The following is a 16,128-nucleotide window of genomic DNA, read 5'->3' on the forward strand; positions in this document are numbered from 1 at the left end:
GTTATTTTCTTTTGTATCAATACGATCAGCGACTGGCAGATCAGATCCTGGAAGCTACCTCATAAGCCTCTTTTGTTGCATCCAGTGCACGTCTTGCACGGATAGCATCTCCGATCACATGTGTCTCAGGTACAAGGTCTTTGATCTTCTCTTCCAGAGGATTGTAGTTGCGGAATCCCATGGAAAGGATCACAGAATCATATCCTCTTGACTCGTGACGTACTCCGTCAGCGGTCTCATATTCTACACCGTCTTCATAGAATTTGCATACCTTTGCTCCGGTGATCTCCTTGATTCCGTAGTCCTCGAAATCCTTCATCAGATATACTCTGTGCTCGTGGATCACGTCTGCACCTACGGTATCACGGAACTCGATAACAGTTACATCATGCTCCTGCTCGCCTAAAAATGCAGCTGTCTCGCATCCAACCATTCCACCGCCGACAACGAGAACCTTTTTGCCTGCTGCTCTCTTGCCATCCAGAAGGTCAGAGCCGTGGATGATAGCCGGATTGTCGATTCCCTCGATCGGAAGGATCAGAGTCTTGGAACCGGTGGCAATGATCACGCTGTCCGGCTTCTCTTCTTTGATAAGCTCCGGAGTTACCTCACAGTTCATCACGATCTTAACGCCATCCTTCTGACAGCGATGGATGTAGCTGCGGATCATGTTTGTGATGTCACCTTTTCCCGGCGGATATGCAGCAAGTCTCATGTTTCCGCCGAGAACATCTCCTGCCTCATAAAGCGTTACCTCATGTCCTCTCTCTTTTGCGATAAATGCAGCGGAAAGTCCTGCAACACCGCCACCGATAACCATAACCTTCTTCGGCTCCTCCGCTTTCTCAAGCGGCTCTGCCTCATGACCCAGGAACGGGTTTGTCAGACAGCATACCGGATTTCCTGCATACATGTTTGCAACACAGCCCTGAAGACAGGCGATACAAGGAGTCATATCCTCAAGACGCTCTTCCTGTGCTTTCTTCGGCATAGCCGGATCTGCAAGGCTCTGACGTCCGAATGCTACAAGGTCTGCTCTTCCTTCTTTTACCATCAGTTCTGCGAACTGTGGCTCTGTATAACGTCCAACTGTGATCACCGGGATATTTACCGCACGTTTGATTTCCTCAACCTCTGCTGCAGAGAATCCACCGTGGATAACAGTCGGTGCCCACATAAACTCATCCTTGATATGAACGGCACGGGATACATGGAGTCCGTCCAGTCCGCAGCTTTCCAGATATGCTGCGATTGCTGCACTGTCGTGGACATCAAGTCCTCCCGGAACCTCATCTGCACAGTTGATTCTTGCAAGAACTGCAATTTTTCCCTGTGTTGCTTTTTTAACTTCCTCGATGATCAGACGGGAGAAACGCATACGGTTCTCAAAACATCCGCCAAACTCATCCACTCTCTTGTTTGTTCTCGGAGAAAGGAAGGTACTTACCAGATAACCGTGTGCCATATGGATCTCAACAGCATCTGCTCCTGCTTCCATTGCTCTTCTTGCTGCCTCACCGTAGCCTTTGATCAGCTCATAAACTTCCTCAGTTGTAAGCTGCTTCGGAATATCACGGCCGCACACTGACGGGATACTGGTTGCTGCTGTGATCGGTGCTCCTGCGTTCTTTGCATTTCCTTCCGGACCTGCGTTCTGAAGCTGGATGGACACCTTTGCTCCTTCTGCATGACATCCGTCGATAACCTTGCGGAAGCTCTCGATCGTAGAGTCGTCATAAAGACATGGTTTACGCGGGCCGCCCTTTGCGCCCTTGTGAACTACAGTAGCCTCGATGGTGATCAGACCAAATCCACCTTTTGCTCTTTCTCTGTAATATGCAGCGGACTGCTCACTCATTGTTCCGTCTGTGTTTGCAAAGTTATTTCCCATTGGCGGAACAACAAAACGATTCTTTACTGTCATAGGACCGATCTCGATCGGCTGAAACATCGCATTGAATTTCATATGCGTTCTCCTTTCCTTTGAAACAATCTTTTTGTTTCTTTCATGGTAACGCCCTGTCACCGGTATGACGTCGGAAACAGGGGCCCGTCTGAAATATTCGTTTCTTATATTAATTACAGTACTTCCGGCCAAGCCTCTTCCAGTACCTTCTTTGTGTTCTCATATGTATGTTTTGCAGCATACTCGATACCCTTTTCAAGGTTTGCATCGCTGATAACCTCTACGCCGATGGCATTTGGTCTGATGCCTTTTTCTTTGATCATTTTTACGAACGGTACTGTTGTTCCGATTCCTGTTCCAGGAGCAAGACGGTCATGCATGGACTCATCTCTTAAGATCGTTGTTGCATATGGTCTTTCCCATACATCGTTGATCTGGATGGATACGATCTTGTCTGCCGGGATTCCCTCAAGTACGGAAAGCTCGATCGGCTGGTTTGCTCTTACCCAGTGCCATGTATCAAGGATCAGTTTCGCATTCTCGCAGTCAGCAGCTTTTACAACAGCCCAGCCCTTTTTCACATCTGGGATTCCGCTGTATGGCATTGGCTCAACACCGATGATGTATTTGCCTGCTCTGTGGCAAAGCTCACGAAGCTTCTGTGCTGTGTACTCTACGGAATAGTTCTCCATCAGTCCGCAATTGATCTGTTTTACGTTAAATAATTCACACATATGGAAGCAGAGCTGTTCTTTGTATTTCTGCTCATAGGAACGATGCTCCTCTGCCCACTGCACGATGTACTCAACCTCTGTTACCTTCATGTCATATTTATCCAGGATCGCCAGGATATCCTCGTCGAAAAGTCCCTCATTCAGGGCATCTACGTAGGTTTCTGCTCTCAGGCCGATTCCCTCATAGCCAGCCTCTTTGGCAGCTTTTACACGGTCCTCAAATTTGCACTGATCTCCCAGTGTCCAGGAACTGATTGTGATTGGAAATTCTTTTGACATGATAATTCCTCCTGAAAATTTTAATAATTTTATTTGTTTTTTTTAAATTATTTTGTATCTTTTTTCTATAAGCATTATATAACTTTGTTAAATACAAAACAAATTGATTGTACCAGGAGAATCCATAGATTTTATCAATATATCATGTTATACTATATAAAACATATTCAGCCGTATTGCCGCCGTCACTGCATACGGCCCGGCAAATCTCTTATGTCTGTCAGACTTACCGGGGATCTGTTCGAAGTAAAACATTCAGATAAACTTACGAAAGGAGTATTGAAAAATGAATCTGTATCATCTTCGCTATTTCGTGACACTGGCTCATCTGGAACATTATACAAAAGCTGCGGATGTTCTGGCCATCACACAGCCCAGCCTAAGTCACGCGATCTCTTCTCTGGAGGAAGAGCTTGGAGTGAAATTATTTGAAAAAAACGGACGGAATGTTTCTCTCACCAAATATGGCAAGTCTTTTCTGGAGGATGTGGAACAAACCCTGAACCGGCTGGATTCCTCCGTAAACGGTCTCCAGCTTGCAGGAAAGGGAGAAGGACAGATCGATGTGGCTTTTCTCAGAACTCTGGGTGTTGACTTTATGCCAAAGATCATCCGCAGCTTTCTTAATGCCAATAAGGGAAAACAGATCCATTTCAATCTGTTCTGTGATAAGGTTCTTACCGGCGATATCCTCACCGGACTGAAAGAGAAGAAATACGATATCGGCTTCTGTTCCAAATTTGACGACGAACCACTGATCGAATTTATTCCGGTTGCCAAGCAGGATCTGGTCGTCATCGTTCCGCCGGAACATCCTCTTGCTGAGAAATCCGAGATCCATCTGGAGGAAACGCTTCCATACAAGCAGATCATCTTCAAGAAGAGAAGCGGTCTCCGCCAGATCATTGACCAGTTATTTAAGAGCATCGGTCAGTACCCGGATGTGGCTTTTGAGATCGATGAGGATCAGGTTGCCGCAGGGTTTGTTGCCAATGATTTCGGCATCTGCATTGCACCGGATATCCCGATCCTTCACTCTCTGAACCTTAAGATCCTGCCCCTTGTCTCTCCAAGCTGGCAGCGGAATTTCTACATGGCCATGCTGAAGGATGTATACCATCCGCCGGTCGTGGAAGCCTTTAAAAAATTTGTGATCGAGGAAACCTCGAGGGAGATTTTTTATAAGACCAATTAAACGATCTGTTCATCTGCAAATATATGGTCCGGATCTTTTATATCATAAAGGACAGCTGTCCGATCTCCGTTCTGTTTCTGTACGGTTTATCGGACAGCTGTCCCTTTTATATGTAAAACTATTCTGTTTTATGATCAGCAGTTATTTATTTGCCTCTGCCTCACGAAGTCTGTGGATCAGCTCCTCGCAGATCTCAAGCTCACTCTTTCCGTCTGTCTCAACAACTATATCTGCTGCTGCCTCATATTTCGCGCGACGTTTTTCCAACAGATCAGCGATAAATGAAACATTTTTGTTGTTCTCAAGTAAAGGACGGTCATGATTATCCTTTACACGTTCCAGAATCGTTTCCGGCTTTGCAGTCAGAAGTACAACACGGCCATTTTTTTTCATCTCGGTAACATTGCGCTCCCGCATCGGAACACCACCGCCACAGGATACTACAACATTAGATCTGGACTGCATCTCGATCAGAAGATTTGTCTCGAGCTCACGGAAATACTCTTCACCGTAAGTCTCAAAGATATCGGAAATGCTCATTCCCTGTCTCTCCACGATACACTGATCCATCTCCACAACATCCATGGCAAGAACATTCTTCAGATAGTCGGAGATCGTAGATTTACCAGCTCCCATAAATCCGATCAGGAAGATATTATAATTGAAAAGATTTCTGGACTGGATTCTTTTACTGTTCTGTGTGATGCTTGCAAAAACATCATTGACCTCTTTCTTATGACGTCTGCCTTCCATTCTGGCTTCCAGCCATCCTTTCTGCTTCGCCTCCTGTTCCGGCTGAAGTACCGGAAGATCGTTAGCTTCCTTGTATACCATGATGTCCTCTACGATCCTGTTTCTCATAAGGAGTGCGTCCAGGATGATCTCATCGCACTGTCCAAGGCTTTCTCTTAATACTTCTAACTGGTTCATAATATCTCCTTTACTTCGTTCATTTTATTACGGATTTCCGTCATCACTTTATCACTTTAAATCAAGTATCTGTCCTTATTATACCAACTGGTCATTTTTATCTCAACCCAAATTTTCATTGAATTTACGCATGTGATCTATAGATTATTTTTATAATTTTTAGGCACGGCAAAGATATCTGACGCAAGACTTCACGCTATGATGGACTGAATTGTTTGCAGTAATTTATGGAATTGCTATAGTATTCACGCCAGGATCTGTGTCAAAAAAATCTCCGCCCTATTACAGAAGCAGAGATTTTTTACAGAAATTTTATCACCAAGATTCTACTGTATCACTTCATAGATCCGGTAATGCTTGTATATATAATCCCGGAACTGCTCCACAAGCGCACTTGGATACCGGTTTTTCATCATTCCCATGTATATGTAACGACGGCAGTGCAGATTCTCAATATTTAAGATTTTCACAGGAAGTGTATGGATCACCGGTACATCCGGCACAATGCCTACACCAAATTCCTCCGCCACCATACCTGCCAGTGCACCATCCTCTTCTACCTCAAAGGCCGTCTCCGGTGAAAGTCCTTCCTTTTCGAAAAGCTCCCGGATCACAAAATACAGTCCGCTTGCAGGGGTAAAGGTCACCTGCGGATACTGCCCCAGCTCTTTTATGGTCACTGAATTTCGGTCTGCAAGAGCATGGTTCTCAGGCACTACAGCCACCAGCTTTTCTTCTGACACCGGCACAAAGCTGATCTCCTTCTCGCCCTCTGCCCGGGAACAGAAGATCACGTCGAATTTCTCTTCCTTCAGACCCCGGATCAGACTTCCGGTAGCTGCATTCTGAAAACGGAAATCAATCTTCTTCCCCTCCTGTTCATTAAGGAACCCCCGGACAAGCTCCGGGATAAATCTGCGTCCCTGGGTATGGATATACCCGATGGAAATACTTCCTCCCGGAATCCTTGCCGCTTCCTGTATCCTCTCCACACCAAGATTCAGGATATGTAAGGAGTCCTGCACATATTTCAGAAACATTTCCCCGTATTTGGTCATGGTCACATTTCTTCCGTGACGCTCAAAAAGTGGGACCTGCAGTTCCTTTTCAAGGTTGGAAATCGCATGGCTCAGGCTTGGCTGGGTTATATCCAGCCTCTTGGCTGCTCTGGTATAATTTTCGATCTGGGCAAGAGTCACAAAATATGTGAGCTGATTTAAGTTCATATGTCAAAAAATCCTTTCTTTCCTCCGCGCGAGAGACTTTCAGGCAGGTAAGCTCAGACACCTCGCTGCCTGGTCTGTTTCACACTCCAAGGCTCAGGAGTTCTTTTCCCGCCGCAAGTCTCTCATAAAACTGCTCATAAAAATCCCGCTTCTCATCATAAGGCTTCCTGTAAAACTGGTTTACCACATACATGTTCAGGTTTCGGATCAGATCACTGTCCTCGCTCTCATAGAGAACCGACTGGACATCCAGAAGAAAATAATGCCAGTCACAGACAAATTTTTCGTAATTTCGAAAATCCGGAGTATCTACCCATTTCCGGACCTTGATCTTACTGCGGCTGGTCTTTTTGCACTCGTGGATCTGAAGGATGTATTTAAAACCACCGTCCTCATAGTATCTTCCCAGCGGGAACAAACGGCAGAAGCCCGGACGAAAGCTGTGGATGGAGCATCTTCCGTTGCCATCCAGAAATACACATCGTTCCTCTGCCCCTGTCATCCTAAGATGCGGCAGAATATTTCCGTCTGTGACGCCAAGCTCTATTTTTCCGGCAAGCAACTGGTCCACACTTAAGTGAAGTCCCTGACTTAACCGCCATACATCCAGCGGATCCAGTACAACAGAATCTCCCATTCCCGTACAGCAGTCAAAACAGCCCTTACAATCCTGACAGTCTGCCTTTACCATGTCATTTGCCTCGTATAAACGACCGTCGGAAATTTCCTCCAGTGTAACCTCCCGCCGCATCAGACAAGTGCCTCCAGTCCTGTAACTCCCCAGTCCTCAGCCAGGCTTTTCAACCCGTCCAGGATCTCCTCCCTGGAATAATCGTGATCATCCAAGTAATCTACGTCCATATCATTGAGATGCAGATAAAAGGTAAGGGCAAGCTCCAGATAATCCGGATCATCTTCCTCCATGTTCATAAGAAGCTCATTTTCCGCTCCGTTGATGTCACCCTCATCAGCAAGTCCGATAACCTTCTTAAAAAGCTGGTCTGCCTCTGTATAATCTGCCTCTGCTGCAGGAAGTGTATACTGCGGCATATCTCCCTTAAGAAGAAGTCTTGTGATCAGTCTTGCGATATCCTGAATATTTCCTGACATTCTGTCATCCTGTAATCCCAAATCGTTTTCCTCTCTTTCTGCTGTCCTGTTCTGCCAGACACATTTCTCCGACCGACGTATCTGCATCCGGTCCTCCGCTCATCCGAACCCCGGATATCTGGACAGGCAATTTATTTAATCCAGTTTAATTCCTGACAACGCCTGCGCAAATGCATTGTTCACCGGCTCATTGGCCTCTTTCTGCTGTTTCTTAAGATAACGCTGCACATCACGCTTATTCACACCTGCACCCTCTTTGGCTCGTCTTGCCTGGAAGGATGAAAGCTTTTCTTTATAGCCGCACTGACATACAAAGGTCTCTTCTTTTCCCTTCAGAAGCATCTCCATACGCTTATGGCATTTCGGACAGCGCGCATTGGTGGTCCTGGATACTGTCTCTCTGTATCCGCATTCCCGGTCCTCGCACACCAGCATTTTGGCATTCTTTCCGTTGACTGCCAGGAGATGTTTGCCGCAATTGGGGCACTTCTTGTTTGTCATATTGTCATGGCGGAAGGTTCCCTGTCCGCCTTTGATCTCATCTACGATCTCACAGGCATATTTACGGATCCCTGTGAGGAATTTATCCTGACGGAGCTTTCCGTTTGCAATATCACTGAGCTTCATCTCCCAGTCTGCGGTAAGCTCCGGCTTTTTCAGTTCTTCCGGAACCAGCTCCAGAAGCTGTTTCGCCTTGGAGGTAATGTAGATCTCATTGCCTCTTTTTTCCATCATAAAGCTGTTGAAAAGCTTCTCGATGATGTCCGCTCTTGTGGCTACCGTTCCAAGTCCACCGGTCTCACCAAGGGTTTTTGCCGCTTTTTTGTCGTGGCTTTCCATAAAATGAACCGGATTTTCCATGGCACCAAGAAGTGTGGCCTCTGTAAATCTGGCCGGTGGTTTTGTTTTTCCGTTTGTAAGGGATGCGGATTCCACGGTAAGTTTCTGGCCTTCCGTAAGCTCCGGAAGCTGCTGGTCTTTCAGCTTATCCGATGAATCCTCTTCTTCCTCATCCTGCCAGCCTCCTTCATAGACTTCTCTCCATCCGGCACTTTTTACAATACGTCCGCTTGCTGCAAAAGTCTCTCCTGCTGCTGTTCCTTCCATATTAACCTGCTCATAAACAGCCGGCGGATACAGAACACTTAAGAAACGACGCACAACCATATCGTAGATCTTCCGCTCCTCGTTTGTCATATGATCCAGCTGTACAAACTGTTCTGTGGGAATGATAGCATGATGGTCGCTGACTTTTTTATCGTCTACAAAACTTGCATTGGCCTGGACTGGTTTATTGGCAAGAGCTCCGGCAAGTTTCCGGTAGGGGCCGGTTCCGCATGCCTGAAGACGTTCTTTAATGGTAGGAACGACATCCTTTCCGATATACCTGGAATCCGTTCTTGGGTAGGTAAGGACCTTGTGATTCTCGTAGAGCCTCTGCATGATATTCAGAGTTTCCTTTGCAGAAAAGCCGTATTTCTGATTGGCTTCTCTCTGAAGAGTGGTCAGGTCATAAAGCCCCGGCGCATAGGTCTTCTTCGGCTTTCTGGAAACCTTTGTTATGGTAAGGCTGCTTTTTCCTGCCTTTGTCTGGATCTCCTGGGCACGCTCCTTCTTAAAGGTGCGGAGGCTTCCGCTTTTTCCGTCACGCCAGGTCCAGCGTACATTTCCCGCCTGCAGAGTGATCCCGTAATAATCCTCCGGCTTAAATTCCCGGATTTCCTGCTCTCTTCTTGCGATCATGGCAAGGGTGGGGGTCTGCACACGTCCGCAGGAAAGCTGGGCATTATATTTACAGGTCAGCGCTCTGGTCCCGTTCATTCCCACCAGCCAGTCCGCCTCCGCCCTGGCCTGTGCCGCACGGTAAAGATCATCATAATCATGGCCGTTTTTAAGGTGGGCAAAGCCGTCACGGATTGCTTTGTCCGTTACGGATGAGATCCACAGACGCTTAATAGGTTTATGGCAGTCTGCCTTTGCAAGGATCCATCTTGCTACCAGTTCTCCCTCACGTCCGGCATCTGTGGCAATGATGATCTCCCCGATATCCTTCCTGTAAAGCTGGGTTTTCACCGCATTGTACTGCTTGGAGGTCTGGCGTATCACCACCAGTTTCATTTTCTCCGGCATCATGGGAAGCGTGGAAAGCTCCCATTTGGTATATTTTTTATCGTATTCTTCCGGATCTGCCAGTGTTACCAGATGTCCCAGAGCCCAGGTCACTACATAGTCTTTTCCTTCCAGGGTTCCGTTCCCCTTCTGACTGCAGTGGAGGACTCTGGCAATGTCTCTGGCAACGGATGGCTTCTCCGCAATTACTAATGATTTCATATTTTTTCTTTCACCTCTTACTCTTTGGAGCCTGTTTCCTAATGGCTCCGGGGTTCAATTATTATAGCATGAAAAAAGCACTTCGTCCAGAAAAGGGCCGAAGCCTTTTTCCGTCGAAATGCTCTTTACTTTCATATTACTCTCAGCAGCTGTTCATGCACATTTTCCACTGATCTTATAGCCCACTCCACGAACTGTTTCCACCAGATCTCCTGCCGAGCCAAGCTTCTGGCGAAGGGTACGGATATGTACATCTACGGTTCTGCTCTCCCCGTCGAATTCATATCCCCAGATCTGATTTAAAAGCTGTGTTCTGGAAAGAACCGTACCACTGTTTTTCAGAAGGAGACAAAGCATCTCGTATTCTTTCAGTGTCAGATTCACAGGCTCCTGATCAACAGTTACCTCATGTCTTCCCGGACATACATAAAGATTTTCCATACGATACTCCTCTGCGCCATTGTCCTCTGATCTCCGAAGAAGGGCACGTACCCTGGAGATCAGTTCCATCATGCGGAACGGCTTCGGAATGTAATCATCTGCACCGCTGTCCAGACCTACCACGGTATCAAACTCACTTCCTTTTGCAGTAAGCATGATCACCGGAAGTTTCCGCACATCCGGACGGATACGGATTTTTTTTAAAATAGACAGTCCGTCTTCCTCCGGAAGCATAATGTCCAGAAGCACCAGTGAAGGCAGTTCTTTTTCCAGCGCTTTCCAGAAAAGTGATGGCCGTTCAAAACCCTGTGCCTCCAGACCCTGACTGTTTAATGTATATACAACAAGTTCACGGATACTTTCATCATCTTCCACAAGATATATCATAATTTTCCTCCAGCTTCATTTTTCATCTGATACGTGCAAGTATAAAGTGCATTCGTAAAATCCAACATAGAAAAAAGGTTAAGTTTATGTAAAATATAGAAATCCTTAAGAAATTTTAATTTGTAAAAGCCGAACGTCAATGTTATGATAAAGCAGAGAGTTGTTTGGAGGTTTTTTATTATGTATTCTTTTATTGTGAATCCCAATTCAAGATCCGGTGAGGGACGTAATGTCTGGAACCGGCTTCGCAGCATCATGGAAAGTCAGGGGATCTCATATCAGTATTTTCTCACAGAATATGTGGGACACGCCACAGTACTGGCACGAAGGATCAGTGCCGCCGGAACACCGGAGGATCCGGTAACTCTGGTAACAGTAGGCGGTGACGGCACTATTTATGAAGTACTTACCGGGATCATTGATCTGTCTTCGGTTGTTTTCGGATTTATCCCGGTCGGGTCCGGCAACGATTTCTGCCGCAGTATGGGCCTGCCCTTTGATCCTTTTGAAGCGCTTCGCTCTATCCTTGAGAACAGACGGACCATTTCCATGGATGTTCCTGTTCTCCACCTTGGCAGCCATTCCTACCGTTTCGGCATCAGTGCAGGAATGGGCTACGATGCGGCAATCTGTCAGGAAGTCCTGATCACACCTGGCAAAAAATTTCTCAACCGTCTCCATATGGGTAAACTCATCTACCTTATGGTGGCACTGAAGCAATTTCTCTTCCTTACTCCGTCCCCGGTCACGATAACACTTGACGGGAACAAGCCACAAACCTTCAGCAGGACTTGGTTTGCGGCTGTAATGAACCAGAAATATGAAGGCGGAGGCTTTAAATTCTGTCCAAACGCCAGTCCGGAGGATGGTTTACTGGATGTGATCGTTATTGAAGGAATCTCCAAGCTGAAAATGCTTTTCTGCCTGCCGAGCGCTCTCTGGGGAAGACATACCCGCATTCGCGGTGTACATATTTTACAGTGCAGGAACGTACATATTACAAGTGCCCATTCCCTTCCTGTGCATAAAGACGGAGAATCCGGCGGAATCCAGCGTGAATTTTCTGTGACCATTGAAAAGAAACCTTTAAAAATCATAATGCCTGTGTTATAGTAGCAGGTAGATACTTAACAAAAAAGAAGCTTAAGGCTGACATCAGCCATACCTCAAGAAAAGGAGCGGCAAAATGTTGAGTAAAATAAAAAAATACAGGCACGGTTTTATCATAGCAATCTATTTCGTTGCCTATCTTATCCTGTTTGGATATCTGGAGCAGCGGCCTGTACGAGCCTACCATGTTGTACATACTGTTTTTGATGATATGATCCCGTTCTGCGAGATTTTTATTATTCCGTACCTTTTATGGTTTCCATATGTGGTAATAACGGTTGTGTATTTCCTGTTTCGCAATAAGAATAAAAAGGAATATTTCCAGCTGATCTTCAACCTGATGATGGGAATGACGGTTTTCCTTGTTGTTTCCTACATCTATCCGAACGTTCAGTATCTCCGCCCTGCGGTATTCCCCAGAAGCAACATCTTTACACGACTGGTGGCCGAGCTCTATCGGACAGATACTCCCACCAACATCCTGCCAAGTATCCATGTATTTAATTCCCTGGCTGTTTATTTTGCCATTCATCACTGCCAGGCACTGAAAGACAGGAAATGGCTTCAGCGAGGAGCCCTGATCCTTTCTGTTCTGATCATCCTGTCCACCATGTTTATCAAGCAGCACTCCGTGATCGATGTATGTCTTGGTACCACACTGGCACTGTTCGGACATCTCCTGTTCTATCCACAGAGAGTGGAGGATTACGAGGAACAGCGCTCCCTATCCAATATGCGCAAGAAGAAGCCGGAACAGAATTTATAAAAAAAGCCCCGTTGGGGGCTTTTTTTTAATTAAATCCATAAAACTTCTGACAGATCTTATAAGCTGCCACAAACATCTTTCTTCCACCTCTTCCGGGAAGATTGGACACCCTTCCGAAGAGACTTCTCCGAAGCTTCCGATACAGTCCCATATTCTGGTCTTTGATGTAATCCTGCAGCTCCTGTTTTTTATCCAGGCATTCCTGCGTTGCAGCTCTTACCAGCATGATCGAAGAAACGGTTGTGATGATATCCAGATAGCTGAACATATAAGCACGAAGTCTGCGGTTGCTCACATTAGCCTTCAGATAGGCGTCCACCATCAGTTTGTTTACACGGATCTGCTGATCGATACGCTTGATCATCACTTTCTCATTGACAGACTGATCATCTCTTCCAATAAAATATCGATAGAAATTTACATCCAGATAATAGAGATTTTTTACATAGGGAAGCGGCTCAAACGCAAACAGGTTATCTACGTAGAACGTATGCTTCGGAAGCTCCATTCCACAGTCATGGAGAAGTTTTGTACGGTATATCATGGAATGCATAAGGAGATACTGGCCTTTTTTCATGTGGCGTACCTCATCCCATCCGAAAATCTGGTTTGTCGGAAAACAGTGTCTGTACTGCATGACCTTTTTGCGGGTAGCTCCCTGCTTCTCATAAACGAAATTACTGATGAGAAGATCCACGGTCTCAGCCCCACGTGTCAGTTCATAAAGTGTTTTCAGGACCTCATAGTAGGCGTCCTGATTTACCCAGTCATCACTGTCCACAACCTTGAAATAAAGTCCTGTTGCGTTTTTGATTCCTGTGTTGACTGCCTGTCCATGGCCGCCATTTTCCTGATGTATAGCTTTTACGATAGTTGGATATTTCTCGGCATAATCATCTGCGATCTCGGCAGTACGGTCACTGGAGCCATCATCTACAATGATGATCTCCACTTCCTCTCCTCCGATCAGCAGGGAATTGATGCATTTTGACATATAAGCCTCTGAATTATAGCATGGTATTGCTACGCTCAAAAGTTTCATGAGTTTTCCTCCTTCATATATCTGGTGTATGCGCGAAACGCAGATGGTATTGCATATTTTTTATCGGATTCTCTCTTATCCACAAACAGGAACTCCCCCTGCGGTGCTTCTTCCAGAGAGGATACAGCGATACGATAAGCACACATCCTCCATTCAATATGGGAAAAAATGTGCTTCGCATCCGGCAGTGCTTCGATCCGCAGTGGTTCCAGCCCCATGGCTTTTACCCGGGCAAGTGCCGCCTTCTCCGTCAGATGTCCTTCCACATTTGGAAGTTCATAAAGGCCTGCCAGAAGTCCTGTATCCGGACGTTTACGGATCGCTGTACCTGCTCCATCCTGGATCACAAGGACCGTTCGCTGTTCTATGGTGCGGGCTTTCTTCGGTGCTTTTACGGGAAGTTCTTCTACAGTTCCATGCTTTCTGGCAAGGCAAAAATGCCCCAGCGGGCATTCTTCGCACTTTGCTGCTCCGTTTGGAACACAGACTACAGCTCCCAGCTCCATCATAGCCTGGTTGAAATCCCCTGGTCTGTCCTCAGACATCTGCTCTGTAAGATCATTTTCCACCGATTTCCGTACAGACTGTTTCATAATATCTCCACGGTTTTCGGTGAGTCTTGCGTATACCCGCAGCACATTTCCATCTACTGCAGGGACTTTCTTTCCGTAGGCAATGGACGCAATGGCACCTGCCGTATATCTTCCTATTCCTTTTAACGAGAGAAGTGTCTCAAAATCCTCAGGGATCCTGCCTCCATATTCTTCCATGACCTGAACAGCCGCTTTCTGCATGTTGCGGACACGGCTGTAATAGCCAAGGCCTTCCCACAGCTTGATGATCCTCTCTTCCGGTGCCGCCGCAAGGGCTGCTACATCCGGAAGTTCCTGGATAAAGCGCTGAAAATAAGGTTTCACCGCTTCCACTCGGGTCTGCTGGAGCATGATCTCAGATACCCAGGTATAATAGGCATTGTCTTTATCTCTCCAGGGCAGGATCCTTTTGTTTTTATCGTACCATTTCAGAAGGGGTTCTGCAATGTTTTCAGGCATATCGTTTCCTTTCTATAATCTTACCGGTATCGGATCACAGATCTTCATGGAATCTTCCGTGACAGCACAGTCATAGGCCAGGATGTGAACACCGGCATCTGCTGCCGTCTTAAGTGTTTCTCCAAATTCCGGATGTGTCTCCCGATTTGGTTCAAAATACCTTACATCCTTCATCTGGATCACCAGAAGAAGATACGCCTCATAGCCGTGAGCTGCTGCATGCATCAGCTCACAGAGATGCTTGATCCCCCGTTCTGTAGGTGCGTCCGGAAAGCGCACGATATTATTTTCTTCCAGAGTGACGCCTTTTACCTCGATAAAAGCCTTTCGCTTCCCGGATTCCACATACAGGTCAAAACGGGAATTTCCGTATGTCTTTTCTCTCCTGACAGTCACTTTCTCCGGAAAAAGATTTCCGGCCGCCACCCACTCTTCTGCTGCTTTATTTGGGGCCTGGGAATCCATATTGATCCAGCGGCCCTCCTTGTTCACACTGATCAGATCGTATTTCGTTTTCCTGGCAGGATTATCACTCTTTTCCAGGATCACTTCTGCTTCCGGAACAAGAAGTTCCCGGCATCTGCCTGTATTCTTCACATGGACCGTTTCCAGCTGATCTCCGATCTGCACATGAGCGATAAAACGGTTCGGCCTGTCTTTGAATATACCTCTGATCGTATTCTTATAATTCATAGTTTTTCCCTCGTAACCCTTACTATAACATAAAATCTTCAAAAGCGCAGTTGCTTTTTTTTCTTTTCTCATATAGAATTGTTTTGATAGCTGTTCACTGGTAATATTCTGCGAGGTGTTTTTTGTGAGCGAAGGTCACAGAAAACCCGAGACATACCGCACGAATTTATGCGATTAGCATAAATTCTGTGCATCGCGAAGCGTATTGCTGAGAACGGAGTGAACAGTAACTTGTTTTGTACTATGTCCAGTACAAAGGGTTGTTTTTTTTTACATATCATAGTTTTTTGGGGAGGTTTTTCTGATGGACAGTGTTATTTTTGATGTTGACGGTACGCTCTGGGATTCCACCGGGATCGTAGCTGAGGCCTGGAGTGATTACCTTATCCATACGGAGCACATGGATACCGACGTAAGCGCCAAACGACTGATGGGGCTTTTCGGCCAGCTGCTGCCGGATATCGCAAAGGCTCTTTTCCCTGAGCTTCCGGAAGCAGAACAGCTTCGTATCATCGACGGCTGCTGCCAGGCAGAGCACGAGGCACTGCTTCGCAAATGTGCTCCGCTGTATCCGGATCTTGAGAAAACACTGAAGATTCTTTCCAGCCGTTTTCCTCTTTTTATCGTCAGTAACTGCCAGGCCGGATATATTGAAGTGTTCCTGAAATCCACAGGCTTCGGACACTATTTCAAGGGCCATCTCTGTCCCGGTGACACCGGCATGGCCAAAGCGGAAAATATCATGAAGATCCGCGAGGATAATAATCTTTCCGATCCGGTTTATATCGGTGATACTATAGGAGACTTTAATGCCTGCCGGAAAGCAGGAGTTCCTTTTATCTTTGCTGAATACGGTTTCGGTCAGGTGGATAAACCGGATTACCGGATCACCAGGCCTTTTGACCTTACGGAGATATGCAGATGAG

At 46.3% G+C, this 16,128-nt stretch carries 15 protein-coding genes; 4 read left to right on the forward strand and 11 right to left on the reverse strand.

Going from position 1 to position 16,128, the window contains the following annotated elements; translation table 11 throughout:
• Window positions 1-40 precede the first annotated feature (40 nt).
• A complete protein-coding gene (locus NE638_RS01895; RefSeq protein WP_015527026.1) occupies window positions 41-1,966 on the reverse strand; it encodes an FAD-dependent oxidoreductase in 1,926 nt (641 codons plus the stop codon).
• Between the two features lie 113 nt (window positions 1,967-2,079).
• On the reverse strand, window positions 2,080-2,919 hold the full coding sequence (locus tag NE638_RS01900; RefSeq protein ID WP_022426446.1) for a sugar phosphate isomerase/epimerase family protein: 840 nt from the start codon (window positions 2,917-2,919) through the stop codon (window positions 2,080-2,082).
• Between the two features lie 286 nt (window positions 2,920-3,205).
• On the opposite strand from NE638_RS01900, the gene NE638_RS01905 reads away from it, so the two are divergent.
• Window positions 3,206-4,114: a LysR family transcriptional regulator gene (locus NE638_RS01905; RefSeq protein WP_021652297.1), complete on the forward strand. Its 909-nt coding sequence runs from the start codon at window positions 3,206-3,208 to the stop codon at window positions 4,112-4,114.
• 141 nt (window positions 4,115-4,255) lie between these two features.
• Here NE638_RS01905 and NE638_RS01910 read toward each other — a convergent pair whose 3' ends face one another.
• The 6 genes from NE638_RS01910 to NE638_RS01935 form a co-directional block, all read right to left on the reverse strand.
• Entirely contained in the window at window positions 4,256-5,044 is a 789-nt protein-coding gene (locus NE638_RS01910; RefSeq protein WP_021652296.1) for a shikimate kinase, read from the reverse strand.
• 326 nt (window positions 5,045-5,370) lie between these two features.
• On the reverse strand, window positions 5,371-6,270 hold the full coding sequence (locus tag NE638_RS01915) for a LysR family transcriptional regulator (protein ID WP_015527022.1): 900 nt from the start codon (window positions 6,268-6,270) through the stop codon (window positions 5,371-5,373).
• A gap of 79 nt (window positions 6,271-6,349) precedes the next feature.
• Window positions 6,350-7,021 (reverse strand): YkgJ family cysteine cluster protein, encoded by a 672-nt coding sequence (locus NE638_RS01920; RefSeq protein ID WP_173745716.1) that lies wholly within the window; start codon window positions 7,019-7,021, stop codon window positions 6,350-6,352.
• The gene (locus NE638_RS01925; protein WP_015527020.1) at window positions 7,021-7,467 is read right to left on the reverse strand and encodes a DUF6483 family protein; all 447 of its coding nucleotides are present in this window, start codon (window positions 7,465-7,467) and stop codon (window positions 7,021-7,023) included. The genes NE638_RS01920 and NE638_RS01925 overlap by 1 nt, the downstream gene beginning before the upstream one ends.
• Before the next feature lie 48 nt (window positions 7,468-7,515).
• Window positions 7,516-9,711: a DNA topoisomerase III gene (locus NE638_RS01930; RefSeq protein ID WP_173745717.1), complete on the reverse strand. Its 2,196-nt coding sequence runs from the start codon at window positions 9,709-9,711 to the stop codon at window positions 7,516-7,518.
• A 153-nt stretch (window positions 9,712-9,864) separates the two neighbouring features.
• A complete protein-coding gene (locus NE638_RS01935; protein WP_148447401.1) occupies window positions 9,865-10,539 on the reverse strand; it encodes a response regulator transcription factor in 675 nt (224 codons plus the stop codon).
• Window positions 10,540-10,719: 180 nt separating this feature from the next.
• Here NE638_RS01935 and NE638_RS01940 point away from each other — a divergent pair, with 180 nt between their 5' ends.
• Both NE638_RS01940 and NE638_RS01945 read left to right on the forward strand, forming a co-directional pair.
• A complete protein-coding gene (locus tag NE638_RS01940; protein ID WP_173745718.1) occupies window positions 10,720-11,652 on the forward strand; it encodes a diacylglycerol/lipid kinase family protein in 933 nt (310 codons plus the stop codon).
• Between the two features lie 73 nt (window positions 11,653-11,725).
• Complete coding sequence (locus tag NE638_RS01945) at window positions 11,726-12,415, forward strand: phosphatase PAP2 family protein (protein WP_129974534.1); 690 nt, start codon at window positions 11,726-11,728, stop codon at window positions 12,413-12,415.
• A 25-nt stretch (window positions 12,416-12,440) separates the two neighbouring features.
• Here the strand turns inward: NE638_RS01945 and NE638_RS01950 are convergent, their stop codons facing one another.
• From NE638_RS01950 to sfsA, 3 genes are read right to left on the reverse strand one after another with little or no spacing between them, the layout of a single operon-like run.
• Complete coding sequence (locus tag NE638_RS01950) at window positions 12,441-13,457, reverse strand: glycosyltransferase family 2 protein (protein ID WP_118752574.1); 1,017 nt, start codon at window positions 13,455-13,457, stop codon at window positions 12,441-12,443.
• Complete coding sequence (gene mutY / locus NE638_RS01955) at window positions 13,454-14,509, reverse strand: A/G-specific adenine glycosylase (protein ID WP_059085368.1); 1,056 nt, start codon at window positions 14,507-14,509, stop codon at window positions 13,454-13,456. Before mutY ends, NE638_RS01950 begins: the two co-directional genes overlap by 4 nt.
• Window positions 14,510-14,521: 12 nt before the next feature.
• Entirely contained in the window at window positions 14,522-15,202 is a 681-nt protein-coding gene (sfsA, locus tag NE638_RS01960) for a DNA/RNA nuclease SfsA (protein WP_129974536.1), read from the reverse strand.
• 304 nt (window positions 15,203-15,506) lie between these two features.
• Here sfsA and NE638_RS01965 point away from each other — a divergent pair, with 304 nt between their 5' ends.
• Entirely contained in the window at window positions 15,507-16,127 is a 621-nt protein-coding gene (locus NE638_RS01965; RefSeq protein ID WP_129974537.1) for an HAD family hydrolase, read from the forward strand.
• Window position 16,128 lies beyond the last annotated feature (1 nt).

It is taken from the genome of Blautia sp. MSK.18.38 (genome assembly GCF_024460535.1).
Taxonomy (GTDB): Bacteria; Bacillota; Clostridia; order Lachnospirales; family Lachnospiraceae; genus Blautia_A; species Blautia_A fusiformis.